The organism is Streptococcaceae bacterium ESL0687 (assembly GCA_029392475.1).
In the GTDB taxonomy this organism is placed as follows: domain Bacteria; phylum Bacillota; class Bacilli; order Lactobacillales; family Streptococcaceae; genus Floricoccus.
Genome location: CP113940.1, coordinates 225451 through 250990, shown reverse-complemented (window position 1 = coordinate 250990; position 25540 = coordinate 225451). Strand labels below are relative to the sequence as shown.

General features: G+C 37.0%; 21 protein-coding genes. 5 read left to right on the top strand and 16 right to left on the bottom strand.

Annotated features, from left to right (window positions below; all coding sequences use genetic code 11):
• The first annotated feature begins 83 nt into the window (after positions 1-83).
• Positions 84-314, top strand: a complete 231-nt coding sequence (locus OZX60_01355; protein ID WEV45424.1) for an RNA polymerase epsilon subunit — start codon at positions 84-86, stop codon at positions 312-314.
• Between the two features lie 58 nt (positions 315-372).
• Positions 373-2058, top strand: coding sequence for a ribonuclease J (locus OZX60_01350; protein ID WEV45423.1), 1686 nt, complete (start codon positions 373-375; stop codon positions 2056-2058).
• A gap of 40 nt (positions 2059-2098) precedes the next feature.
• Here OZX60_01350 and dnaX read toward each other — a convergent pair whose 3' ends face one another.
• Both dnaX and OZX60_01340 read right to left on the bottom strand, forming a co-directional pair.
• Entirely contained in the window at positions 2099-3787 is a 1689-nt protein-coding gene (gene dnaX / locus OZX60_01345; protein WEV45422.1) for a DNA polymerase III subunit gamma/tau, read from the bottom strand.
• Positions 3787-4251, bottom strand: coding sequence for a GAF domain-containing protein (locus OZX60_01340; GenBank protein ID WEV45853.1), 465 nt, complete (start codon positions 4249-4251; stop codon positions 3787-3789). The genes dnaX and OZX60_01340 overlap by 1 nt, the downstream gene beginning before the upstream one ends.
• Positions 4252-4353: 102 nt before the next feature.
• On the opposite strand from OZX60_01340, the gene OZX60_01335 reads away from it, so the two are divergent.
• Both OZX60_01335 and OZX60_01330 read left to right on the top strand, forming a co-directional pair.
• Positions 4354-4623: a chorismate mutase gene (locus OZX60_01335; protein ID WEV45421.1), complete on the top strand. Its 270-nt coding sequence runs from the start codon at positions 4354-4356 to the stop codon at positions 4621-4623.
• Complete coding sequence (locus OZX60_01330) at positions 4620-5807, top strand: chloride channel protein (GenBank protein ID WEV45420.1); 1188 nt, start codon at positions 4620-4622, stop codon at positions 5805-5807. The genes OZX60_01335 and OZX60_01330 overlap by 4 nt, the downstream gene beginning before the upstream one ends.
• Before the next feature lie 27 nt (positions 5808-5834).
• Here OZX60_01330 and glnA read toward each other — a convergent pair whose 3' ends face one another.
• From glnA to OZX60_01310, 4 genes are all read right to left on the bottom strand, one after another.
• Positions 5835-7175 (bottom strand): type I glutamate--ammonia ligase, encoded by a 1341-nt coding sequence (gene glnA / locus OZX60_01325; GenBank protein WEV45419.1) that lies wholly within the window; start codon positions 7173-7175, stop codon positions 5835-5837.
• Positions 7176-7190: 15 nt separating this feature from the next.
• Positions 7191-7568, bottom strand: coding sequence for a MerR family transcriptional regulator (locus OZX60_01320; protein ID WEV45418.1), 378 nt, complete (start codon positions 7566-7568; stop codon positions 7191-7193).
• Positions 7569-7679: 111 nt separating this feature from the next.
• Positions 7680-8165, bottom strand: coding sequence for a hypothetical protein (locus OZX60_01315; protein WEV45417.1), 486 nt, complete (start codon positions 8163-8165; stop codon positions 7680-7682).
• Positions 8166-8177: 12 nt separating this feature from the next.
• Positions 8178-10928, bottom strand: a complete 2751-nt coding sequence (locus OZX60_01310) for a GBS Bsp-like repeat-containing protein (GenBank protein ID WEV45416.1) — start codon at positions 10926-10928, stop codon at positions 8178-8180.
• Positions 10929-11049: 121 nt separating this feature from the next.
• Between OZX60_01310 and OZX60_01305 the strand changes: the two genes are divergently transcribed.
• The gene (locus tag OZX60_01305; GenBank protein WEV45415.1) at positions 11050-12315 is read left to right on the top strand and encodes a hypothetical protein; all 1266 of its coding nucleotides are present in this window, start codon (positions 11050-11052) and stop codon (positions 12313-12315) included.
• Positions 12316-12326: 11 nt separating this feature from the next.
• Here the strand turns inward: OZX60_01305 and OZX60_01300 are convergent, their stop codons facing one another.
• The 10 genes from OZX60_01300 to rfbB form a co-directional block, all read right to left on the bottom strand.
• Positions 12327-13112 (bottom strand): glycosyltransferase, encoded by a 786-nt coding sequence (locus OZX60_01300; GenBank protein ID WEV45414.1) that lies wholly within the window; start codon positions 13110-13112, stop codon positions 12327-12329.
• A 141-nt stretch (positions 13113-13253) separates the two neighbouring features.
• Complete coding sequence (locus tag OZX60_01295) at positions 13254-14612, bottom strand: DUF2142 domain-containing protein (GenBank protein ID WEV45413.1); 1359 nt, start codon at positions 14610-14612, stop codon at positions 13254-13256.
• Between the two features lie 69 nt (positions 14613-14681).
• A complete protein-coding gene (locus OZX60_01290; protein WEV45412.1) occupies positions 14682-15818 on the bottom strand; it encodes a glycosyltransferase family 4 protein in 1137 nt (378 codons plus the stop codon).
• Positions 15811-19377 carry a glycosyltransferase gene (locus tag OZX60_01285; protein WEV45411.1) on the bottom strand — a complete coding sequence of 1189 codons (3567 nt, stop codon included), beginning with the start codon at positions 19375-19377 and terminating at the stop codon, positions 15811-15813. The genes OZX60_01290 and OZX60_01285 overlap by 8 nt, the downstream gene beginning before the upstream one ends.
• Complete coding sequence (locus tag OZX60_01280; protein ID WEV45410.1) at positions 19370-20563, bottom strand: ABC transporter ATP-binding protein; 1194 nt, start codon at positions 20561-20563, stop codon at positions 19370-19372. The genes OZX60_01285 and OZX60_01280 overlap by 8 nt, the downstream gene beginning before the upstream one ends.
• On the bottom strand, positions 20563-21363 hold the full coding sequence (locus OZX60_01275) for an ABC transporter permease (GenBank protein ID WEV45409.1): 801 nt from the start codon (positions 21361-21363) through the stop codon (positions 20563-20565). Before OZX60_01275 ends, OZX60_01280 begins: the two co-directional genes overlap by 1 nt.
• 6 nt (positions 21364-21369) lie before the next feature.
• Positions 21370-22311 (bottom strand): glycosyltransferase family 2 protein, encoded by a 942-nt coding sequence (locus tag OZX60_01270; GenBank protein ID WEV45408.1) that lies wholly within the window; start codon positions 22309-22311, stop codon positions 21370-21372.
• Positions 22301-23443: a DUF1972 domain-containing protein gene (locus OZX60_01265; protein ID WEV45407.1), complete on the bottom strand. Its 1143-nt coding sequence runs from the start codon at positions 23441-23443 to the stop codon at positions 22301-22303. The genes OZX60_01270 and OZX60_01265 overlap by 11 nt, the downstream gene beginning before the upstream one ends.
• Before the next feature lie 15 nt (positions 23444-23458).
• Positions 23459-24295: a dTDP-4-dehydrorhamnose reductase gene (rfbD, locus tag OZX60_01260; protein WEV45852.1), complete on the bottom strand. Its 837-nt coding sequence runs from the start codon at positions 24293-24295 to the stop codon at positions 23459-23461.
• Between the two features lie 168 nt (positions 24296-24463).
• Positions 24464-25501, bottom strand: coding sequence for a dTDP-glucose 4,6-dehydratase (rfbB, locus tag OZX60_01255; protein ID WEV45406.1), 1038 nt, complete (start codon positions 25499-25501; stop codon positions 24464-24466).
• Positions 25502-25540: the final 39 nt, after the last annotated feature.

Below are 25540 nucleotides of genomic sequence, written 5' to 3'. Positions count from 1 at the left end.
TAATTGCAATCAGGCGACCTTTAGGTGCACAGGCAAAATAATATATCCACGGATATAAATATGATTTTCAGGAGAAACATAACATGTTATTTAAAGTATTTTACCAAGAAACTAAAACTCGTTCACCAAAACGTGAAACTACAAAAACACTATTCGTAGAACTTGACGACGTAACTGCCCAAACTGGTATCGTTAAGACTCGTGAACTACTTGCAAAAAATACAGCCTACAATGTTGAATTCATCGATGCCTTAAGTAAGGACGCTGAAGAATACGAAAGAGAAGCTGAAAACTTCAAAATTACACAATTTTAAGAAAGTCAAAAAGATCCTTGTTTAGGATGCTTTTTGCGTATAAAAAACAGGAGAAATAATGTCTACAAAATTAAATATAAAAAATAATGAAGTCGGGGTTTTTGCCATCGGCGGACTTGATGAAATAGGTAAGAATACCTATGGAATCCAGTACCAAGACGAAATTATTTTAATTGATGCAGGTATTAAATTCCCAGAAGATGATCTTCTAGGAGTCGATTACGTTATACCTGACTACAGCTTTATCGTTGATAATGTTGACCGCATCAAGGGACTTTTCATAACTCACGGTCACGAAGACCATATTGGTGGAATTCCCTTCCTTTTAAAACAAGCTAATATTCCAATTTATGCAGGTCCTTTAGCACTTGCCCTTATTCGTGGAAAACTCGAAGAACACGGTCTTCTTCGTGATGCTACCCTTTATGAAATCAATGAAGATAGTGTCATCAAATTCAGGAAAACAAGCGTTAGCTTCTTTAACACAACTCACTCAATTCCAGAACCTCTTGGGGTCGTTGTTCAAACACCTCCAGGTAAAATTGTTGCAACTGGTGACTTCAAGTTTGACTTTACACCAGTTGGAAAACCTGCGGATTTACACCGAATGGCTCAACTTGGTGACGAAGGAGTTCTTCTTCTCCTTTCAGATTCAACCAATGCAGAAATTCCAACCTTCTCCCATAGTGAAAAGGTTGTCGGACAGTCAATTTTAAAGATTTTTGAAAAAATTGAAGGACGAATCATCTTTGCAAGTTTTGCCTCAAATATCTTCCGTCTCCAACAAGCTGTTGAAGCTGCTGTGAAAACTGGACGTAAGGTAGTCGTTTTTGGACGTAGTATGGAAAAAGCCATCGTTAATGGTCTTGAACTTGGCTACATTAAGGCACCAAAAGGAACCTTCATTGAACCACATGAATTAAACCAATATCCAGGCCACGAAATCCTTGTTATGTGTACAGGTTCTCAGGGTGAGCCTATGGCTGCTCTTAGCCGAATCGCTAATGGTATGCACCGCCAAGTTACCCTACAACCAGGGGATACTGTGGTCTTCTCAAGTAATGCCATTCCAGGTAACACTCACGGGGTCAATCAGCTGATCAACTCAATTTCTGAAGCTGGGGCTAAGGTTATCTACGGTAAGATGAACAATATCCATACTTCAGGACACGGGGGCCAACAGGAGCAAAAATTAATGCTTCGCCTGCTAAAACCAAAATTCTTCATGCCAGTCCACGGTGAATACCGCATGCTTAAGATTCACGCTAGCCTGGCTCATGACACTGGTGTTCCAAAGGAAAATTCCTTTATTATGGAAAATGGTGACGTTCTGGCCCTTACTAAAGATTCAGCAAGAATCGCAGGACATTTCAATGCCCAAGACGTTTATGTTGATGGTTCTGGTATCGGAGATATCGGTAATGCTGTCTTACGTGACCGTCACGAACTTTCTGATAATGGAGTGGTTCTAGCTGTTGCAACTGTTGATTTTAAATCAAAATTAATCCTTGCAGGACCTGATCTTTTAAGCCGTGGTTTCATCTATATGAGAGGTTCAGGAGATTTAATCCGCAGCAGTCAACGCGTCCTCTTTAATGCCATCAGAAAGGCTCTTAATGCTGAAAATGCTAATGAGTCAACTGTTTCAAAGGCTATGACTGATGCCCTTCGTCCCTTCCTTTATAGGGAAACTGAAAGAAATCCAATTATAATTCCAATGGTCTTAACACCAGATGGAAAATAAAAAAACTAGGATAATCCTAGTTTTTTTATTTTTACTAATTTTAATCATTAATTTCAACAACTTTTTCACCCAGCAGATTTTTCAAATCCTTTAAGCCATTCTCTATAAGTTGATTATTAGAAGCTTCCTCTGCCACCTCTTCAAGTGGAACTTGATCTGGTAGCTGCTGTACCTGGATATCTTGCGTCTGCTTTTTCTTAAGTTGTGCCACATACTCACTTCTCAGATTGAGCCAATCTTCTTCTGACAGGGCAATTATTTCAGGAGCAACTCCTATAATATTACTCAAATGATTACCAAATTGGGCCTGTAAAAGCTGATTTTCCATAATCTTTTTGGCTAAATTTTCATGAGGGAAGGTAATTAAGACATAATTTCTGCTGGCAGCAACAGGTTTGGTATTATTTAAAAGGGCCTGCTCACTTGGTTTATTAAAGTGAGCTATTAACTCGTCCCAGGCATTAATTGTAGTCTGCCTATCTTCCATGGTTGCCTCTTTTAGGACGCTAAAGACCTTCTCCCGGTCATAATACTCAGCAAACGTACTGTCTGCTTCCTTCTCCTGTGAAAGAAGGGCTGGTTTTGAAGGAGCTACCGGCTGAGAAATTCTTCCCTCAAGATCCTTTAATCTAAGTTTTAAGGCAAGAATTTCATCTTCTAGATTTTTAACATGAATTTCCTGACCACTAGCACTCCTACTTCCAAGATCCTTGCTGCTGGTTAATTTTATAGTCATGACATCAGCTATTATTTTGGTCTGCAGGGAATTTTTCAGGGTTTTCATGCTATCATTTGCTATATCAATCCACGAAAAAATAAGATTTTTATCAAAATCAAGATCAGGCTTCAAAAGAAGATCTCTCAAGGCAAAAAGTAAGTCCTCGGTAAATCTAAGCATATTTTTACCCTGATTAAATAAGGTATCAAGTTCTGATAGGGCCTGATTAGTATTGAAGGAAAGAAGGGCCTCAAGATAGGCATCCATTGCTTGATTACTGATACTTCCAGTTACTAAAAGTGAATCCTCAAGCTTTACAAGTCCATCAGATAAACTCAAAACTTGATCAAGAATTGAGAGGGCATCCCTCATCCCACCATTTGCTGCCCTTGAAATTACCTCAATGGCCGAATCTTCAAAGGATACCCCTTCTAGATCAAGAATATGCTCCAAGTGATTTTTAATGGCCTGACTACCTATGGTTTTAAATTCAAAACGTTGAACCCTTGATAAAATAGTTGCTGGTATTTTTTGAAGCTCTGTTGTAGCTAAAATAAAAACTACATTTTCAGATGGTTCCTCAAGGGTCTTCAAAAGGGCATTAAATGCCCCTGTTGACAACATGTGAACCTCATCGATGATATAGATTTTATAGTTGGCAAGGCTCGGAGCGTAAGTCGACTTATCTCTGATTTCCCGAATTTCATCAACTCCATTATTACTGGCCGCATCAAGTTCAATTACATCATCCAAGTTTCCCTTTGATATGGACTGGCAAATAAAGCACTCATTACAGGGCTCCCCGTCAACTTGATTGGGGCAATTAATGGCCTTGGCAAATATTTTTGCAGCACTGGTCTTTCCCGTACCCCTAGGTCCTGAAAAAAGATAAGCGTGGCTTATTTGATTGTTCACAACAGCATTCTTTAAGGTTGTTGCTACAACCTCTTGCCCGACCATTTGATCAAATCTTTGGGAGCGATATTTTCGGTATAAAGCTTGGTAACTCATTATTTTTCCACCTCAAGTTGGGCAAATTTCCATTCAGTTTTTTCAGCCAACATCCTACTAAATTCTTCAAGGTACTCCTGGTCTATTTGATCATAATCATGGGTACTAGGTGAATCTAAATCTAAGACTCCAAGTAAGCTACCATTTTTGACGATTGGAACAACTATCTCTGATCTAGCCTTTGAGTCGCAGGCAATGTAATTTTTATGCTCTCTGACGTCATCCACAATAATTGTCTCTAATTTTTCAGCACTTTCACCGCAGACACCACGTCCTAATTCAATATTGGTACAAGAAACACTCCCTTGGAAGGGACCCAAAATTAATTCCCTACCATCATAAAGATAAAAGCCTGCAAAAACACTGGTTGGTAGAGTTTCTTTTAGAAGGGCGGATGCATTTGAGAGAACAGAAAGGACATTCAAATTATCCATAGAAAGTAGGCCTTCAAACTGGGCCAACATCAACTTATAATCACTTATTTTTTTCTCCACTTTCTTTAATCCCCCTTTTAAATTTGCTATAATGTGTAAGATATATTATAACAAAAAAGGAATGGTTTTGACATGAACTTAGATGAAATTCGCATACAGATAGATGGGATTGATTTTGAAATCACCAAACTACTAGAAGAGAGAATGAAGCTCGTTGAACAAGTTATCAACTACAAGATGGAAAATAACATGCAGATTTTAGATTCTAGTCGAGAAGACCTAGTGTTAGAAAAGGTAGCATCAAGAGTTGATGATGAAAAATACTCAGCTACTATTGTTGAATCTTTCAAGGATATCATGAAAAATTCAAGAGATTTTCAGAGCCAGTACCTAAACAAATGAGAAAGTATTATCTAGAAATCCTTAAATTATCACTTTTTGCAGTCCTTGTTGGCCTTTTAATTGGAATAATTGATACCTTCTTCGGCCAAATTTTAACAAAAATAAGTGATTTTAGGCAGGAACATTTTATATATTTGATACCATTTTTAGCTCCCGCAGGCATCTTACTTGCCTACTGCTTTAAAAAATACTCGCCTAAGACCCTGGCTGGGATGAGCCTTATCTTTGACGTTTCATCTGAAGAAGAAGAGGTTATTCCTAAGAGGCTGATTCCCTTTGCCATCGTATCAACCTGGGTTACCCACCTATTTGGCGGAAGTGCCGGACGAGAGGGAGTTGCCGTCCAGCTAGGAGCCACCGGTTCTTACAACCTAGGTAAGGCACTAGGAATCAAGGCATCTAATAAATCCCTTATAATGATTGGGATGGCAGCAGGTTTTGCAGGACTCTTTCAAACTCCTCTTGCGGCTTCAATTTTTTCCCTTGAAGTCCTAGTTGTAGGGAAAATTTACTACAAACTTCTACTTCCCTGCTTTGTAGCCTCTTATACAGCAAGCTATACTAGTGATTTTCTGGGACTTGAAAAATTCACCTTCAACCTTAAAAACTTACCTGATTTGGATTTTTACCTAATTGTAAAAATCCTCCTCCTTGGGATAATCTTTGGACTAGCTGGTTTTGCCTTCTCGTATTTACTTAAAACTGCTAAAAGCAAACTAAGCAAAACTTTTCCAAATCCCCTGATAAAAATTGGGGTCTGTGGTTTAATCCTTTCAATTTTAATGATTGTGCTCTGGGACGGACGTTATGCTGGTCTTGGAACCAACCTCATTGATGCTGCCATTAAAGGTGGAGACATTTACTCTTTTGATTTTATTTTTAAATTTATCTTAACTATCTTTACCCTAGCCATTGGTTTCCAAGGAGGTGAATTAACCCCACTTTTTGCCATTGGTGCAAGCCTTGGTGTTAGCCTGTCAGCAATTTTTGGACTAGATGCAACCTTTCTTGCAGCCCTAGGATATTCAGCTGTCTTTTCTAGCGCAACTAATACCCTTCTATCCCCAATCTTAATTGGTGGTGAGGTCTTTGGTTTTCAAAACCTTCCCTACTTTATTATCGTAGTCATTGCAAGTTATACCTTCAACTTCAATAACTCAATTTACGGTAAACAAAAAATCTAGGACAGATGTCCTAGATTTTTTTCTTGCTTAGAATAACTCTAAGTAGTTATCAAGTTCCCACTGTGAAACATATTGTGCATAGCTTGCCCATTCAATACGTTTTGCTTCAACGAAGTTTGTATAGATGTGGTTACCCATAGCTGATTTAACAACTTCATCTTCCTTAAGTGCCTTAACTGCATTATGAAGAGTTGAAGGAAGGTCAGTAATTCCAGCTTCTTTGCGCTCTTCTTCAGTCATCACATAAATGTTAGATTCAACTGGAGCTGGTGGTGTAAGCTTATTGGCAATTCCATCAAGTCCTGATTCAAGTAATACAGCAAGTGCTAAGTATGGGTTAGCTGTTGGGTCAACTGAACGAAGCTCAAGACGGGTTGATTTACCACGTGAAGCAGGTACGCGGATTAGTGGTGAACGGTTACGTCCAGCCCAAGCCACGTATACAGGTGCCTCATATCCTGGAACCAAACGTTTGTAGCTGTTTACTGTTGGATTAGTTACAGCTGTAAAGTTGTAAGCATGTTTTAAAAGTCCAGCTAGGAATTCATAAGCTGTTGTAGAAAGTTCAAGTTCCCCTTTTGGATCATAGAAAACATTGTTTCCTTCTTTATCAAATAAAGACATGTTACAGTGCATCCCTGAACCATTGATTCCAAACTTAGGTTTAGCCATAAATGTTGCATGTAAACCATGTTCACGGGCGATAGTCTTAACAACTAGCTTGAAGATTTGAATGTTATCACAAGCTTCAAGTACATTTGCATATTTAAAGTCGATTTCATGTTGTCCAACTGCAACCTCGTGGTGGCTCGCTTCAACTTCAAAACCAAGTTGAGTTAAAACATTAACGATTTCACGACGAGTATTGTCTGCAAGGTCTGTTGGCGCAAGGTCAAAGTAGCCACCCTTGTCATTTACCTCAAGGGTAGGATTACCAAATTCATCAAGTTTGAAAAGGAAGAATTCAGGCTCTGGTCCAAGGTTAAATGAAGAGAATCCAAGCTCATCCATTTTTCCTAAAGAACGTTTAAGATTTCCACGCGGGTCCCCAGCAAAAGGTGTTCCATCAGGATTGTAAACATCACAGATAAGACCTGCAACTTTACCATTTTCAGCACCCCATGGGAAGACAATCCATGTGTCTAAATCTGGGTATAGGTACATATCAGATTCATTGATTCTTACAAAACCTTCAATTGAAGATCCGTCAAACATCATCTTGTTATCTAGAATTTTATCTAGCTGCTCTTCTGTAGCTGGAACTTCCACATTTTTTAAAGTTCCCATGATGTCAGTAAACATTAAACGTAAAAATGTAACATTTTTTTCCTTAATATCGCGACGGATATCCTCAGCAGTAACCTTCATTCTTTCTCCTTTTCATTACATGGACTTGTGTCCAAAACTTGTTCCTTCTTTACCCATAAATCTACTTTGACGGACTAATTCAGCCTCCAGTAAACGACGAACTTCCTTGTCACTTACAGATTTTGATAGCTTGCTGGCCTTTTCCATCTTATCATGCTCATAAGTTTTCTTAATTTGCGCGATATTTAAACCATCTGCTATGTAATCTTTAATTTCAAGTAAGACATCGATGTCATTGAGTGAATACATCCGCCTATTCCCATCATTTCGGTCGGGGAAAATTAATTCATTATCCTCATAATACCGAATTTGACGAGCAGACAAATCAGTTAGTTTCATAACGGTTCCTATCGGAAAAACCGCCATTGATCGACGTAATTCTCTTTCTTTCACTTCGATCTCCTTTACAAGACATATTCTAACTATAATTTCTTTAAAAGTCAACTAATTATGTTAGATTTTATAACATGAAAAAAGGAAGTGAATTTTCACCTCCTTTTTTTCTTAAAATCCTTGATCTTTTAAGTAGCTAATAAAATCCTCTCCCTTGTCATGGGCTTCATTTATATACTTACTTATATCCAAATTACTAAAGTCGCTATCATTGATTCCAGCCTTTCTCATTTCAGAACGAGCATCTGAAATTGATATAATCTTACTGGCAGACTCCTTAATTTTATTAGCTTCCGCTTCTTCCTCAGAAAAATGCGCTTCTACATCTTCTGAAGTCTGAGTCGAATCTGTGCTACTCTCTGTACTACTTACTTGACCAGCACCACCTTGACCACCTATAGCTGATGAAGAGCTGGCAGCTGTTTCCTTAGCAGATGTTTCACTAGTAGAAAGAGAATCTGACGATGCCTCTACCTGCTTGGAAGATGATTCCTTACTGGTTGTTGTAGTCTTAGGCTTATCATTTTTCATGTAGAAAAAGACAGCCATAAGAGATACTAAAACTAAAGTTAAAATTAATGGTGCTTTCTTTTTCACGAAGCTTTCCCCCTAATCTAAAGCATTTAATTTATAATTATTGATTCTATTTATAAGACTAGTTGCATAGTTTGGATCAGTTGCATAACCACCTTCTTGAAGGGCATGTGCAGCATCAGCATAAGTTGGAGCATTAGACCTTAAGACATTTTTATAACGGTCTGGTGACCCAATAATCTTCTTAGTATAGTCTTCTAAACTTTCTGCCATACTAGAATATTTTCTAAACTTAGCCTTAACAGTAACCTGTTTACCATCAACATATTCAAGAGTATCTTTTTCGTAGTACTCACCTGTCCAAGAACTATCTGCTTTGACACCAAATAAGTTATTGGCATTTTTAGCAAGTTCACTTTGTCCCCAAGCTGATTCAGCAATAGCCTGGCTCATCATAATAGAAGCATATAGGTTCTTTTCCTTAGCTAATTTCATGGCTGCCGGATAAGTTTTATCAAACCAAACCTTCTGGTCTGCGCTTAAGTTAGGCAAGGTAAATTCCGGAGTTTTAGCTGAGCCTCCTTCGGTTGATGTACCAAAGGCTACAGCCAATTTATTGCTAACTGCAATAGCTGATGTCTTATTATTTGCATATGCATATGCATGAATTGAATAATCACCAACATAATAATCATGATGGCTACCATCAAAGTCAGCTACATACTCACCATCTGCTACTTTACGAGCTGGATACCAATATAAATCCCTTTGACCATTAGCGTTTGACCAAATTGGAACCTTAACAGTCAAACCATCAATATTGTTAGTTTTAACTCGAACAGAGAATTTACCAGTTAAAGGATCTCCCTCAACTGATGCACTGGTAATCTGCGGCGATGCACCAAAGGCTACAGCCAATTTATTGCTAACTGCAATAGCTGATGTCTTATTATTTGCATATGCATATGCATGAATTGAATAATCACCAACATAATAATCATGATGGCTACCATCAAAGTCAGCTACATACTCACCATCTGCTACTTTACGAGCTGGATACCAATATAAATCCCTTTGACCATTAGCGTTTGACCAAATTGGAACCTTAACAGTCAAACCATCAATATTGTTAGTTTTAACTCGAACAGAGAATTTACCAGTTAAAGGATCTCCCTCAACTGATGCACTGGTAATCTGCGGCGATGCACCAAAGGCTATAGCCAATTTATTGCTAACTGCAATAGCTGATGTCTTATTATTTGCATATGCATATGCATGAATTGAATAATCACCGACATAATAATCATGATGGCTACCATCAAAGTCAGCTACATACTCACCATCTGCTACTTTACGAGCTGGATACCAATATAAATCCCTTTGACCATTAGCGTTTGACCAAATTGGAACCTTAACAGTCAAACCATCAATATTGTTAGTTTTAACTCGAACAGAGAATTTACCAGTTAAAGGATCTCCCTCAACTGATGCACTGGTAATCTGCGGCGATGCACCAAAGGCTACAGCCAATTTATTGCTAACTGCAATAGCTGATGTCTTATTATTTGCATATGCATATGCATGAATTGAATAATCACCAACATAATAATCATGGTGGCTACCATCAAAGTCAGCTACATACTCACCATCTGCTACTTTACGAGCTGGATACCAATATAAATCCCTTTGACCATTAGCGTTTGACCAAATTGGAACCTTAACAGTCAAACCATCAATATTGTTAGTTTTAACTCGAACAGAGAATTTACCAGTTAAAGGATCTCCCTCAACTGATGCACTGGTAATCTGCGGCGATGCACCAAAGGCTACAGCCAATTTATTGCTAACTGCAATAGCTGATGTCTTATTATTTGCATATGCATATGCATGAATTGAATAATCACCGACATAATAATCATGGTGGCTACCATCAAAGTCAGCTACATACTCACCATCTGCTACTTTACGAGCTGGATACCAATATAAATCCCTTTGACCATTAGCGTTTGACCAAATTGGAACCTTAACTTCCATATTTGGAACATTATTAGTTTTAACACGAACAGAAAACTTACCTATTGAAGGATTTCCTTCAACTGAAGTACTAATAACCTTTGGTGGATTGGCTCTCTGTTGATAATAATAGTCAACAAGCTCCCTAAATTGGCCCATATCATAGGTTTCACCAAAATAGGTACGACCTCTGTTATCCCAATACCAATCGGGGTCAACATGGTCTGTTCCACCCCATTTGTAAGAAATATTCTTATGACTGGCTAGATTACCATCGAGATCCTTACTCGATTCACTTACAAGTTTCGGAGCACCAAGATTATATTTAATCAATTGATCAGCTGTCCAGCTAGCAAGATTTGCGATTTGTTTGGCAAAACCTAATTTTGAACGCTCACGAGTTTGTTCTATTTGGATTCCATAATGATTACCAAAAGGACCCGCTCCCCAAGCTTTTTTGCTTGTATCAGCAATAGTTTTAATTGAATTTGCATCAACAAAGGAATGGACGAAGGCATTTTCTTGATTCCTTACCATAAACGCTATCTCATTATCTATGGTTGATCCTTCAGTTGCCACTTCATGAATAATCACAAGATAAGGTTTTCCACCAGGATAATCCATCCCAATACCACCATTGGCATTAGAGTCCTGCATGCTTATCTGTAAATTTACAGATTCACCTACTGGACTAAGATTATTACTTTTTATATAATCGTTCACAGCACTTGCATAAGCACTCTTAACTCCTAAAAAAATTAAAAATATTTGCAAGAAAGCTATGAAGATTACTTTTTGTGAAACTTTTTTCATCTATTCGACCTACCTCCTTGGGTTTAGTATACCACGGAGCTTTTTTTTTTACCATATAAATTTAAACATGTAAATGATTGGTACAAATATAGTATAATTAAAAGGTAATTAAGGAGAAAAAATGACTAACAAATATTTACAAATACTTGCAAAAGAAACAAGTCTTAAAAAAAATACCCTCTGGTTTGGTTTAGGAAATACAACTTATGCATTTTCATCAATATTTCTTATGCTCTTTGTAACCAGAAGTCTTAATAATGATATGGCTGGAATTTTTTCAATTGGCTGGGCCATGTGCCAACAGATGCTCTCTATTGGTTTTTTTGCATCTAGGAATTATCAAAGTGTCGATGTCATAGGAGAATTTAAGGCCAGAACCTACTTCGATTCCAAATTTATAACAATTTCATTCATGTTTATTGGTGTCTTAATTTATGGTTTTCTACTATCCTTAAGTTCATTAAAACTAATAATTGCAGTCCTACTAACAATCTTTATTTCAGCTGAGGTATGGGCGGATGTCTTTGCAGGATTCTTTCAACAACATGAAAGATTAGATATTTCAGGCAAATCCTACTTCTTCAGAGTAATAGCTTATATATGTAGTTTTGCATTAGTACTAATAGCTACTAAAAATCTAGAACTTGCAATCCTTTCAGCAACCCTTGTATCATACTCTTGGATTTTTCTGGTAGACTATCAATTCGTTAAATTAATAGGCTATGATCGAAAGTTTAAGCCAAAAACCAAAGACTTTCTACTGTTATTTAAGCAAACCTTTCCTGTTTTCCTAAGTTCCTTTTTAACTCTTTACATCACAATCGCACCCAAAAACTCCATTGAGTTATACCTACCAGACGACTTCCAAGCTGCCTACAATATTATTTCTATGCCAGCAGCAATCATAGCAGTCTTAACTTCTGTTATCTTGACCCCAATCTATACAACTATCTCAAGAAATTGGATCGAAAGAGAAATTAATGAATTCATTAAAATAATTTTTAAAATTTCTTTAATTATAATAGCTTTATCCTTTTTTGTATTTATCTGCGGATACTTCCTTGGAATACCTGTTTTATCAATTGTCTATGGTATAAACCTTGCACCCTACAAAACAACCTTCATGATTTTACTCCTAGCAGGCGGTCTTAATACCTTTGTCTACTTTACCACCTTCCTCTTAACGGTATTTAAAAGGCAATATACATTAATCTATGTCTATCTGATCATTGTGGTACTTGCAACTATTTATACAAACTATTTGGTTAAAAACTATCAACTTTTAGGGGCAGGGATCAGCTACTTTACTTCCATTTCCCTTTTAGTTCTTATGATAAGTAGCCTATGCTTTATTTTCTATAAAAAACAAACAAAAAAACTAGGATAAGTCCTAGTTTTTTAATTATTGGTCTTTTGATTTTTAACGTAAGCTTTCATGAGAAGCTTGCTAATAAATTCAGGCCAGTAGCGTCTATAGATCAGATACTCTTCCTGCTCCCTCGATTTGTCAGCTGTAGCAGCAGAAGTTTCAGAATCCTCATGAATTCTATGGTACATAGCTCTAGCTGGTAAATACTTAATATCACCTGGTAGCTTCATAATTCTTTCCCAGGCATCCCAGTCAAGAGTCATTTTAAGGTCTTCATCAAACTTAAAATCATTTAAGACTTCCAAATTATATGATACAGCAGGGCAGCTAATAAAATTACCAAAGGCATAAATCCTTCTTTGATAAGTTTTATTGTTAAAAAGAGACATGGTTCTAAGACCCATGGTCTTAATTTTAAGATTTATATTACGCTCGCGTACCTGACCTTTTGCATCAATCTCTGCATAGTCAGTAAAAACAATCTTTAAATTTTGATTTTTATTAAAGGCTTCAAGAACACGAGTTCCATAATCAGGCAGATAAATATCATCCTGATGGGCAATAGTAGCATATTTAGTATCCACAAAACTTAAAGCTTCATTCCAGTTGGCACCAATCCCTTTTTTAACTCCAGCATAGCGCTCAATTTCATATTTATCGCATAACTTGTCGGTATAAGAATTTGGAGTTGAAGTATAAAGGATGACCTTTGAATTATTAGCCTTAACAGATTCTTGGTTTACTAGGCTTATGATGCACTGTTCCAGATAAGGTGATTCCTTGTAGGCACAAATTACAAAAGTATGTTTAGTCATAGGTTCACTTTCTAAATATTTTCTAAAATATAATTTCTTTTCTTATTGGTTACCTTATTTCGGGATACTAGTAAAATCTAGAAATCCTAGAAATAAAATACCTCCTCCAATATTAGATATGAAGAGATATTTTTTAACTGATTACAAGAGGTGAGTTAGAAAATCAATTCCTCTATTTGGCATCCACTCATACTGAATAATTAGAAGAATGAAAGTAAATAAATTTATAGCTGCACTGTAAAGGACAACCTGATTTAAAAATCCATCCTTAACTTTAACTTTAATATGTTTTGAAAGATACATAGCAAACGGAACAAAAAAGATGATGAAAGGTGTGAAGTAACGTCCCTGAGCTCCTTGAGAATATAGGGATCCTGGAGCAACGACACTAGTCCATTCAAAGTACATTCCCGCAACAATGGCTACCATTTGTAGTGGATATACAAAACCTGATGCAATCCCAAATCTTTTTTCTACAAGAGTATCTTCTGAACGTTCAGTGAAAAGAAGAAGGGCTAGAAGCATGAAGTCAAAAACAATCATCCAACTAGGTAGCTGGTAAGCAAAGTCAGAAAAATACCCGATAATTCCATTGTCCAAAATTCCATTTAAAGTAGGGTTTATATCAGCCCTGAAAAGTGAATTATACATTACTTGAACAAATAAGGCTAGGCCACCTTTTGTACGAAGGTAGAAATAAAAGACAGCAAGCCCCCCAATAAAGGCTCCTAAGCAGCAACTAAGCTTCCTTCTATTCACAAAATCGAAAATCTTATTAATAAATTCCCCAAGTTTCTTACTCCTTAAAAGCTGCGTAGGTAGGAAGGGCAGGAGCGCTAATAGGAGAATATTGTTTTTCTTTGTTACATAGAGCAAGAGGGCCGAACAAATTAACCAACCAATTTCTTTTTTTGTTATAGATTTTCTTTGTATTGATAATCTTGTCAAAAGTGTAAAGAAATTGAAAATAGCAAGGATGGTGAAAACATCATAACTAAGTGAGCCTGCCTGTTGAATCATTACGGGGAAGAGAGCTACATAAAACATAACTCTCTTTCCGTAGGTAGCATATTTCAGACAGAAATAAATACCGATAGCATAAGCCAAAAGATTAAATAATCTTCCGAGAATGAACATCATTCCGTAGGTAGGACAAATGACGCGCGCTAGACAGATTCCAATAATTTGCGGGAGATATACAATATCCTTCAAGTGAAAGTTGAAATTATACTTCACCTCACTGGCTGGTACCCTTTCCTTGAAATACATCTGGTAGTAGGTATGATCGCCTACCTGTCTACGTACCTCATCTGTTGATGGCCAAGCCCCTTCCTTCCTAGGTGAGCCATTCTCTATCCAAACCCAATTTTTGTTAAGGATTTTATTAATTACGTAAAAATGGTGACCCTCATCAGGAGGCAAACCTGCTGGCATTAGAAAAACAGCAAGTGTTCCCATGGTTAATACCAGTATTAAAAAATTTTTTCTTATCTTTTCCAAGTGTATATTTCCTTTTAAACTTTTTAAATTAACCTAATTTAATCATTACCTCAAGAAGAATAACCTCTATTATCCTTCAATTTTTTCAATGATATTTCGATAACAAGTATCTAAATTATAGTTACTCTTAGCTAAATCTATTTTTGTAAGAGCTTCTTCCTTCACATCATCAAAATCATTATACATTTCAACCATCAAGTCAGAAAGTCTATCAATATCGCCTAAGCGGTACATTTGTCCCCCTTGAAAAATTGGATAGGCTGATTGAAAGCCTCTATTATCGGTAAAAATTGTTGGAACCCCGTTAAGAATTGCCTCTCCGTAAGCCAATCCAAAGGTTTCATCAGCTGACGGAAAAACAGCAATATCTTTATCAGTAACCAAAGCCCAAGGATTGGGCTGATTACCAATGAATTCAACATTTTTCTCAAGATCAAAGAGCTCAATAAAGTTAAGCATTTTTTCCTTGTAGATCTCGTCATAGCCTCCGATAAATTTAACCTTAACAGAAGAAATTATCTTAGTGACTTGCACTAAGGCCCTTAAAATTTCAAGTTGATTTTTTCGATCAGTCAGACGTGAAATATAGATGAAATTTGTACCTTCTGCCTTATCTTTAGAAAGTGTTTTTTCCTTATAATCAACAAAAGGAACAAAGGTACCAATTGTATGTGGAAGACCTTCCTCATCAAAACGCTTTTGCAGGGTTTCAGCAAGTTTTCCCTGGACAGCGAAAATTTCACTACTTTCATCAGAGAAAAATTTCAAACGATCATCATAATAGGCAAATTCTCCATCAGGAAATTCATGAATCAGTTGCATATGAGGAATTCCCATGCGCTTTGCTGCTACTGCACCCACAAAAACATTAGCTGTGTTTGTAATAACTAAATCAACTTCTTTTTTCTTAATAATTTGAGAAATTTCTTCAATATTTCTCTCATGAGCCTGAGCCATTACTTCTTCAGATGCAGGCATCCCACCTGGGGCATCAGCCCACCAAAATTTAGATACTTTGAGTCTTTCAACGGTTATGCCCTTGCTATTAAAAGCTTGATCATAACCTTCATAAGGACTTTGAGGGGCTACATTTATAAGCTCATGTCCCCTGTTCTTCAAAAGAAACATTAGGTTTGCTATGGAAAGTTCAGCTCCATTATCAAGCATTCCCGTCGGTGAAACAAACAAAATTTTCTTCTTAGTCATGATTTATTTGCCCTCTAATATATGTAGATAAGTCATCTTCTTGATTAGTTGTTGTAAAATCTTCTCTAACTCGCTTGTAAGCCTCTTCTGCCAAATCTGTTCTCATTTTTGGTGAATTAACTAATTGTTCAAGTGCTTCATACCAAGCTTCTTCTGTATTTTCCACCAAGATACCGTCAACTCTGTTATGGATAGAGTCAGCAAAAGCTCCAATATTACTAGCAATTGTTGGTACTTTCACCAAAGAAGCTTCAATCCACTTGATTTCAGACTTAGCCCGGTTGAAGATACTATCAACTAAAGGAGCTAGATTAATATCAACCTGTGCAATTAATTGTGGAAGTTCCTTCCAATCTACGTAATCATGGGTTATAATTTGATCTTTCAAATGACTCATATCTTCGGGTAAATCTAAATGACCAACAAGGTGGAGCTCAGTAAGTGGTCTTTCTTCCATAATTTTTTCAAGGGAAGCTTTTATCAATTCAAAATTTTCATTATGTGTAATTGATCCAGAGAAATAGCCTATTTTAACCTTGTCAGATATTTTTTCAAATTCTTTTTGAATCAAAGCCTTTTTAGATATTTTTACAAGTTCCTCGTTGGCCAGATTGCGGTTTAAAAGGACCTGTTTCTTATAATTTTTAAGTTCACGTGCCAGATCATTTGTGCTTGCGATAACCCCATCCGTTGAAAGCATCATCCGACGATAACTCATAACACCACTATCATAATTAGCTTTTTCTGACACTGAAAGTCCTTGTGTATAAGATAGCTGGTCAGTATAGCTTGTATCAATTACAAGATCGTCTACATCAAAGAATACTGGTATCTTAAGCTTTCTACACCAATCAACAATCTCTTGTAGGTTTTCATTGTACCAAGCCCTATAGATGATGACAAAGTTGGTTTTGTAAAGATCTGCTGTTGTTACTACTTCAGAGCTTCTTATCCTAACATTAAATCCAAGATTGACCAGCTGTTCTTTTTTATTCTCCACTCGGTATCTTGTAAGCTGAGGGATTAAATCATGAACACCATCGATAATTAAGATACTTTCTTCCTTATTCTTAACAACTTGAATAGCCTCTTCAAGAATATCAAGAGGATAGTCAGTCTCTTCTTCAACCCACTTAAGAAGTTCAGGTACTTCTGTTTTAGTATGAAGTTTATTAAGTTGGTAAATCAAATCATTATCATATTCAAGAGCCGTAAATTTAATAATTGGATTATTAAATTTCGAAACAAGAAGATATGGATGGTGGTAAACGGCTGAATCTCTATTTTCCTTTACATAAACGTCATAGGAATAACCTAAATCTGTAAAGTTCTTGGTAAAGACAGTTTCGTGATGCATTATTGCCTCATCACGATTTGTAATTTTAGGCATGTCGGTAAAATATTGGTAAAACTCTTCAGATTCAAGTAAAGGTTTTTCAATAACTACAAAATAGGTCTGAATATGATGAGGAATGTAGCCATATTTGTTTAAACCCTGAGGATCTATCTGGGTTTCCCCCTCAGTTATCCCCCACATATCAACCTTTTTGTCAGAGAAATACTTGAACATATCTTCAAAATCATTTACAGGTCCAAGACTTGTATCGTTGACTAAAAGTAACTGATCATAGTTTGAAAGAACTTCCTTGCCTAAATGGTCAACAGCGTATTTAAAGGCTGTCGCGTCATAACCTGCATTTTCTCTTTCCATAATTTGACCATAGTTTGAAAGAATACCTAAATCTTCAGGATCTAGGTGGCCATTTACCACTATATAAATGTCTTCTACAAATTTAGCAAGGTGATCTAGGAAGTAAAGTTTATAAGATTGCAAACGCTCTTGGCCTTCATAAACAACAAAAATTAAAGAACGTTTGGCATTATTAGTATCATAAGAATATGATTCTCTTTGCTCTTTTCTAGATTTTTGAAGGGCTAAAAGCTCCTTGGATGGTTTATTTGCAATAGCTTGACGTTTTTGTTCCTTACGCAGGGCACGCGCCATATTTTTTTGCTTAACATATCCGTATAATTTTGGATTGGCTTTGAGGGCTTTTTTTATTCCTCTTTTAACAAAATTTTTCATTTTCGGAAGTGCACTCCTAGACTTCTTAATTGGTCGGTAGGCTAACTTCATCCCCCGGTACCACCATGAATTTATTAAATACTGATAACGCTCATCTAGATATGAATATTCTTGATCTTTAAGTGCTATTTGCTTGTTAGAATCCTCCAGTTGAACCTTTAAATCATCAATTTTCTTATCTTGGCTTTTTAAAACAATTGTATCTTCCTGTAACTTGGTTTCAATAATATTGTATTTTCCGTGTAGGTTTATAACCTCACTTTCAAGATCTCTAATGTAACTTAATCTTCCTTCCAAAAGGTTCTTCAAACCACCGAGATTATATACCAAATTCTCACCCCAGGGGGCCATTATTTCAGTTGCTGGATTATTCAAACCCTTCAAAGATTTAATGGCCTCGGCAAGGGGCTCTGTTATCTTCTCAAGACTTTGTTCCTCTAAAACCTTTACTTGAATGGATTCAGCTTTCTTTTTAATATCACCGTGATTTTCCACCATGTAGATTACTTTAGATACAAGCTCTTCTATATCACCTGTTGTATAAATATTCTCCTGACTTAAATAACCAGCTTCTTCAAGAGTTTCTGCTCCCCCATTTAGGGCAGTAATTACTGGAATACCAACTTTCATGGCTTCAACATAAGTAAGCCCGAAGGTTTCAGACTTACTTGGCGAAACAAAAATATCATTTTTTGATATTGGCTGCCAGTTACCATTTTCTGCGTAAGTAAAGGTAACATAATCTTCCAGGCCATTATCTTTTATATAGGAAAGTATTTCCTGATAATAGCGCCCATCCTCAATTCGACCAGAAAAAAGAACCGGCATTCCATACCCTTTTGAAACTAATTGTTTAAGGGCGTAAAGAAGCTCCATTTGATTTTTTCCATGACTTAGATAATTAACAGAAACAAGCCGGATTTCCTCATTATGTCCCGCAATCAACGGAGCATTTGTATAGGGATTGAAAAAATCTACTTTTTGTTTAACTTCTTTTTGTACCGCCCGAGCCAGTGAATCACTCGAACAAAGGATTTTATTTGAAAAAGCATCAATAAAAGGATACTTATCTTTGACCCAATCAAAATCTCCTTCAGCAAATTCATGGAGGAGCCAAATATGAGGAATATTAGTAATACTTGCAGCAATAGCTCCCCAAGGCATATTCGACGTGTTAGTTATTAATAAATCAACTTCCTCACTCCTAATAAGTGAAACTAACTCCTGATAAATCAAAACATTGTTAGCTTTTAACTCATCAGCAAGCTCTGTCTCATCCCACCAAGTATAATTGAGATTGATCCCTTTGATACCTTCTTTTTCCAAAAACTCCCTATAGCTATCACTCCCTTGATTATAAACATTAACAATTTCATAACCAAGACTTCTCAGATAGGTCATCTGATGATTCATAGAAATATCCGCCCCATTACCGAACCCTCCAAAAGGAGATAAAACTAGGATTTTACTCATGAGTCCAGCTTCCATTTCTTTTTAGAAGGCCGAAGGCTGAGTCTTTTTCACTCTCATCTTTAAACTTATCTGTTCTAACAACAAAAACAAGCTCATCGTTATTTTCTGGGAAGGCCAAGTAATCATCCTTGTCACTTTTAATTGAAATGGCAACACGGACTTTGGCATTGTTGATGGCATTAAGTTTACATTTATAATTAAACTTAAATTTACCTTTTCCACTAGTCATATCAAGCATCATATTATCATTATACAAATCAAAATTTCGGTCAATATCAACAAATGAAAAGGCTGGATAAGTTTTGATATCTTCTGTTACAGTATATTCAAGTTCAAATTCAACATATTCATCAGGCCCAATGATGCTATTATTAAGAAGTTTTACCTGAAGATCTTCCACATACTTATTCTCTGGGGCTTGATCATCTTGCATTACATCATAAAAATTATCAAGGACATATTGATTGGCAGTATCATTAGGATCCCCATCAGTTTTTACTAGACCGTCATCTATTAGAAGGGCCTTGTTACAATACTTACGAACAGCCTCCATCGAGTGGGTTACAAGAATAGTTGTAAGTCCTGATTTTTTACGCTCTTCAAAGTAGTCATTACATTTCCTCTGGAAGGCTTCATCTCCTACGGCAAGAACCTCATCAAGAACTAGAATATCCCCTTGGGCCTTAATAGCAACTGAGAAAGCTAGACGAACCTGCATCCCACTTGAATAGTTCTTTAATTTTTGTTCCATAAATTCTGAAAGCTCAGCAAATTCAACGATATCATCATACATGTCGTCAATTTCATCATTTGAAAAACCAAGCATAGCCCCATTCATGTAGACATTTTCGCGACCAGTAAGCTCAGGGTTAAAACCAACACCAAGTTCGATAAAAGGTACAAGCTTTCCAAAAACTTCAACATTCCCTTTTTCTGGTTTATAAATTTGAGAAATAATTTTTAAAAGGGTTGATTTACCTGATCCATTACGCCCAACAATACCAAAGAAATCTCCCTTTTCAACTTCAAAAGAAATTCCCTTTAAAACATCATATTGAACGTATCCTTTAACACCCTTAAGCATGTTTAAAACAGTAACCTTAAGGCTATTTGACATATCAACAGGAAGTCTAAAAGATTTATGAACATCCGTAACTCTTAATGCTACTTCTTTTTCTTTTGCCATTATACAACCTCCGCAAAGTAATCTGATTGCTTGTTAAAGTACCAACGACCTAAAATAAAAATTATAAAAGGTATTAGATAAGGAATAAGCGCAATAAATCTATTATCCACCAGCTGCCACACAGTTAAATTTTCTGGTGAAATAGTAAGGTAGCGAGCATCTTGAATGATTTGCGCCATCGGATTCATCATCATTAATTTAGCAATTGTAGCATAACCACGGTCTGTAATCATAGTAATTGGATAGATAATCGGGGTTGCATACATGGCACCCTGAAGAACCACTTCCCAAATTTGTCCAAGATCACGAAAGCGTACATATATGGCTGACATCAAAAGCGCTAGACCATAAGCTAAAACGAAAAGTTCTATTAGAAGGAAGGGCAGAAAAGCAATCCTCCAAGTTAAAGATACCCCGTTTATTAAGGCAAAAATTAAAACAACAATCAAATTGATTAAAAGATTTATAACTGAGTTCATGGTAGAACTAGTTACAATAATTGTTTTAGGGATATTTACCTTCCTCAAAAGACCACCATAGGAAACGATGGATGTCATACCTAGCATGGTTGATTCAGCAAAAAAGTTCCACAAAACCATACCTAAAAGTAAGGCAACTGAGAAGTGGGGCATATCGCCACCAAATCTTAAAAATCGTACAAAGACAAAGTACATGATTGTAAAGAGCATCAATGGTTTAACAACTGACCAAAGGTACCCTAAAACAGATCCCTGATATCTTAATTTAAAATCTGTTGAAACTAATTCCTTTAAAAGAATTAGATTTTTATTTTTCTTCATTATTAGTTATTCCTCCGATTTATTACCGAAATTGGTAATAATTAAAGTACGAAAGACCAGGGTATGAAAGGCCCTGTTCTTTCTAAATTTATATTTTTTTAGGGCAGAAACCCGAGTTCTCAGATTTCCGGTATCAAGCTTTACAAAATTTTCGACCAGTTCTCGATTCTCGGAATCAAGATTTGGCAATTCCAAAAGCTTTTTGGCCTGGGCTTGGCTGGATTTAATCAACCACCAGTACTTAGCGACAAGTTTCCAAGGGCGAATCCAATTTTTCATCCTCTTTCTAAGAGTCCTAGCACCAAGTACATTGCTATCATGCTGGCGGTAAAGCTGGGTTGGAACATCAATATAGACAAGTTCTCCCGTACTGGCAGCTAGAAGGGCTAGATACCAGTCATGCATGATAATATCATCAGCTGAGGTCCAAAGTTCTGCTAAGGCATGATTAATCATACTAACCCCACCAGTTACTGTGTTTTCAGTAAGTTCTGCAACAAGACTGGTATTTGCATGATGACTTTGCGATCTAATCATACTTTCAGAAACTACCTTGAGGTCCTGGTCAACAACCTTAAGGTCTGTATAGTACATAACAGCCCTTGAATTATCATGATGGTCTGCCTCAGCTAAAGTTAAAGCCAATTTTTCAGGCAACCAAATATCATCCTGATCGCAGAAAAAGTAAAAATCAGCAGATTCACTTTTGACTAATTCAAAAATGGAAGCAATTGTACCTAAATTTTCTATTTGATTACTATCATTTATAAAAGATATTCGGTCATCTAAAGCTACAAATTCTCTAATGATATCAGGCGTTTTATCAGTTGAGCCGTCATCTCGAATGAGAAGATGCCAATCTGTAAAGGTCTGATTTTGAATACTTTTTATCTGATCAGCCAAAAACCGTGCCCCATTATAGGTAGGCATTAAGATATTAACCTTCATTTAAAAAGAGCTCCTCATACTTATTAACAATTCCCTGCCAGGTATAATTGTCACAAACAATTTTCCTGGACATTTGCCTATAGGGAATCCTTTCAGCTTCATCAAAAACATCAACCTTATTGATAAGGTCTGTCAGACTATCTTTTTGCCAGTAGCGGGCTGAGTCTAAGGTTACATTCCGGTTAAAATCAACGTCCAAAACTAGATTTAATTTGCTTGACCACATGGCTTCTAAAAGACTTGGATTGGTTCCGCCCACTTCGTGGCCATGAATATAGGCAAAGGCCCTTTCTCTGATTGCTTTTAAGGTATCCTTGTCATAGACAGTACCAACAAACTTAATTCGTGAATCTTTATCAAAACCTGTTGACTTAAGTAGGGTCTCATACAGGTCACCGTCGTCTTTATTGGTGACAATAACCAGATCTTTTTCTGTGGTAGAAGCCATAAATGACCGGATTACTGCCTCATAGTTGTTTTCTGGCACAAAGCGGCCGACAACTAGATAATAACCATCAGAAGCTATAGCTTGCTTTTCAAACCATGAAAGATCAGGATTTATCCCCATTTCAGTATCAGTCCCGTAGGCTAAAACTGTCGATTTAAAGGGCTTTTTATATTCAAGCTTTAAGTAGTCTTCAATTCCCTGGTTGTCAGCAATGATTAAATCCGTCTGCTCAACCATTTTACGCTCAGCATACTTCAGGTACTTGCGAACGGGATAGTTCCATTTGGAACGTCTCCACTCTAAGCCATCTGGATTTACGAAAACCAGGCCGCCTACCGCATGAATCTTTTTGACCATGGGTGTGATGAAAGCTCCAATGGTATTTCCCAGAATATAGAAAATGGGATTTTTAATCCCCTCTTTTCTAATAATTTCTAAAGAGTAGTTGATGGCATCAAGGTCATAAAAAATGACCCTTGCTCCACCAAGATTACGTGACTTAATGTTAAAAACATCAGCCCCCTTATAAGTATAATGGCTTTTGTTTTCCCTATCAGATAGATTAGCAACATGATATTTGATCTCTGCGCTCTTTTGGTTGCTTACAAGTTCATCAACAAAGGTTTCAAATCCACCGTATTTTGCGGGTAAACCGCGGGATCCGATGATAAAAACGTGTTGCATGTTGCACCTCTTCTATTATTTTTTAAGCATTTCCTTTAAGGCATCTTGCCAAGTTGGAATAACAAAACCTGTCGCCTTAGTTTTTTCAAGGCTCATAACAGAGTTTTTAGGACGTTTTGCCTTCTGAACAAACTTGCTGCTGTCAACTGGTAAAACTTCAACATCAGTATCTTTTAGGATTTCTTTGGCAAAACCATACCAGTTTGTTACACCTTCATTTGACAGGTGGTAGGTACCAAAGTCTTTTTGATTTTCTACTAAATAAACCATAAATTCAGCAAGAGTACGAGTCCAAGTTGGGCGACCAAACTGATCATCAACAACTGTTAGGGTATCGCGAGTTTCAGCAAGTTTTTGCATGGTGAAGACAAAGTTTGCTCCGTAGTTACCAAAGACCCAGCTAGTACGAATGATATAGTGGTGGGGTGCATACTTACGAACTGCTTCTTCACCTAAAAATTTAGTGCGTCCATACTCAGTTTGAGGACCTGTTGCGTCATCTTCCATCCACTCTTCACCGACTGGTTTTTCACCATTAAAGACATAGTCAGTTGAAATGTAAACTAGAGTTGTATCATATTTACCACAAGCTTTGGCAATGTTTTCAGTACCTGTAACGTTTACAGCGTAGTCTAATTCTTTTCCTTCATCTTCAGCCTTATCAACTGCAGTGTAGGCTGCACAGTGGTAAACGATGGTTGGTTTAATTTCAGCAAAAGCTTTTTCAACTGCCTCGGCATCTGTAATATCAAGTTGAGCAGCATCAGTTGCTACATAATCTTCATTGCGCTCGTCTAATAGGTGGCAAAGTTCTGTTCCAAGTTGGCCGTTTGCTCCAGTAACTAAAATCATTTTATCTCCATTCTTAATCATAATAACAAATCTCTAAGTTCTTTTATTCAGTTCAAATCTATTATTTAAGTATAAAACTGCCATAAGGGCTAGCAGTAATCCTGAAAAATAAGATGAATCTTCTTTCCAGTGTTTTGATCACCACTAACCCTATGAGGCTAAAATATTTTACTGATTGTTTTTGGCGTAGTTTGCTTCAACAGCATCCTTCTCAGCCTTCCACCAGTCTTCGTGGTCAGCATACCACTTGATAGTGTCTGCAATTCCCTCTTCAAAGTTAGTGAATTCTGGCTCCCAACCAAGTTCTTCACGAAGTTTTGTTGAATCAATTGCATAGCGAAGGTCGTGTCCAGCACGGTCTTGTACGCGGTCGTATGCGTCAGACTCTTGTCCCATTTCGCCTAGGATTAATTCAAGAACTTCCTTGTTGTTCTTCTCACCGTCAGCACCGATTAGGTAAGTTTCACCTTTAGCACCTTTAGTAAGGATAGCCCAAACTGCTGAACTGTGGTCGTTGGTGTGGATCCAGTCACGTACGTTTTTACCGTCACCGTAAAGTTTTGGTTTGATTCCGCTTAGGATGTTTGTAATCTGACGCGGGATGAATTTTTCGATGTGTTGGTATGGTCCGTAGTTGTTTGAACAATTTGAGATTGTTGCATTAAGACCAAATGAACGTACCCAAGCACGAACTAGAAGGTCAGAACCTGCTTTTGTTGATGAGTACGGGCTTGAAGGGTTGTAAGGAGTTTCTGCTGTGAATTTTTCTCCAACACCTTCACCGTGTCCTGGAAGGTCTTCGCGTAGTGGAAGGTCTCCGTATACTTCGTCAGTTGAAACATGGTGGAAACGGATGTTGTGTTTACGAGCCGCTTCGATTAGTGTGTATGTTCCAATGATGTTTGTATCTAGGAAAGGACGTGGGTCTTTTAGTGAGTTGTCGTTGTGGCTTTCAGCTGCATAGTGGACGATTGCGTCAGCATTTGCTGCAAGTTCATCAACAAGTTCAGCGTCAGCGATATCACCAACTACAAGTTCCACACGGTCACCTAGGATTTCTTCAAGGTTTGCGCGGTTACCAGCATAAGTTAACTTGTCAAGGACAGTAACATGTACATCTGGATGGTTGTTGTAAACATAGTGAACAAAATTGCTTCCGATGAATCCTGCTCCACCGGTTACGATAATATTTTTATATTCAGTCATTGTATTCCCTTTTTTCATTTCCTTACTAGAACTGTTTAT

Excerpts from the sequence above, each read along its gene's own strand:
- OZX60_01270 (WEV45408.1), bottom strand. The coding sequence starts at position 22,311 with ATGAAGGTTAATATCTTAATGCCTACCTATAATGGGGCACGGTTTTTG.
- rfbB (WEV45406.1), bottom strand. The coding sequence starts at position 25,501 with ATGACTGAATATAAAAATATTATCGTAACCGGTGGAGCAGGATTCATC.
- OZX60_01280 (WEV45410.1), bottom strand. The coding sequence starts at position 20,563 with ATGGCAAAAGAAAAAGAAGTAGCATTAAGAGTTACGGATGTTCATAAA.
- OZX60_01275 (WEV45409.1), bottom strand. The coding sequence starts at position 21,363 with ATGAAGAAAAATAAAAATCTAATTCTTTTAAAGGAATTAGTTTCAACA.
- OZX60_01355 (WEV45424.1), top strand. The coding sequence starts at position 84 with ATGTTATTTAAAGTATTTTACCAAGAAACTAAAACTCGTTCACCAAAA.
- dnaX (WEV45422.1), bottom strand. The coding sequence starts at position 3,787 with ATGAGTTACCAAGCTTTATACCGAAAATATCGCTCCCAAAGATTTGAT.
- rfbD (WEV45852.1), bottom strand. The coding sequence starts at position 24,295 with ATGATTTTAGTTACTGGAGCAAACGGCCAACTTGGAACAGAACTTTGC.
- OZX60_01285 (WEV45411.1), bottom strand. The coding sequence starts at position 19,377 with ATGAGTAAAATCCTAGTTTTATCTCCTTTTGGAGGGTTCGGTAATGGG.
- OZX60_01290 (WEV45412.1), bottom strand. The coding sequence starts at position 15,818 with ATGACTAAGAAGAAAATTTTGTTTGTTTCACCGACGGGAATGCTTGAT.
- glnA (WEV45419.1), bottom strand. The coding sequence starts at position 7,175 with ATGAAGGTTACTGCTGAGGATATCCGTCGCGATATTAAGGAAAAAAAT.
- OZX60_01330 (WEV45420.1), top strand. The coding sequence starts at position 4,620 with ATGAGAAAGTATTATCTAGAAATCCTTAAATTATCACTTTTTGCAGTC.
- OZX60_01265 (WEV45407.1), bottom strand. The coding sequence starts at position 23,443 with ATGCAACACGTTTTTATCATCGGATCCCGCGGTTTACCCGCAAAATAC.
- OZX60_01300 (WEV45414.1), bottom strand. The coding sequence starts at position 13,112 with ATGACTAAACATACTTTTGTAATTTGTGCCTACAAGGAATCACCTTAT.
- OZX60_01335 (WEV45421.1), top strand. The coding sequence starts at position 4,354 with ATGAACTTAGATGAAATTCGCATACAGATAGATGGGATTGATTTTGAA.
- OZX60_01305 (WEV45415.1), top strand. The coding sequence starts at position 11,050 with ATGACTAACAAATATTTACAAATACTTGCAAAAGAAACAAGTCTTAAA.
- OZX60_01310 (WEV45416.1), bottom strand. The coding sequence starts at position 10,928 with ATGAAAAAAGTTTCACAAAAAGTAATCTTCATAGCTTTCTTGCAAATA.
- OZX60_01340 (WEV45853.1), bottom strand. The coding sequence starts at position 4,251 with ATGTTGGCCCAGTTTGAAGGCCTACTTTCTATGGATAATTTGAATGTC.
- OZX60_01350 (WEV45423.1), top strand. The coding sequence starts at position 373 with ATGTCTACAAAATTAAATATAAAAAATAATGAAGTCGGGGTTTTTGCC.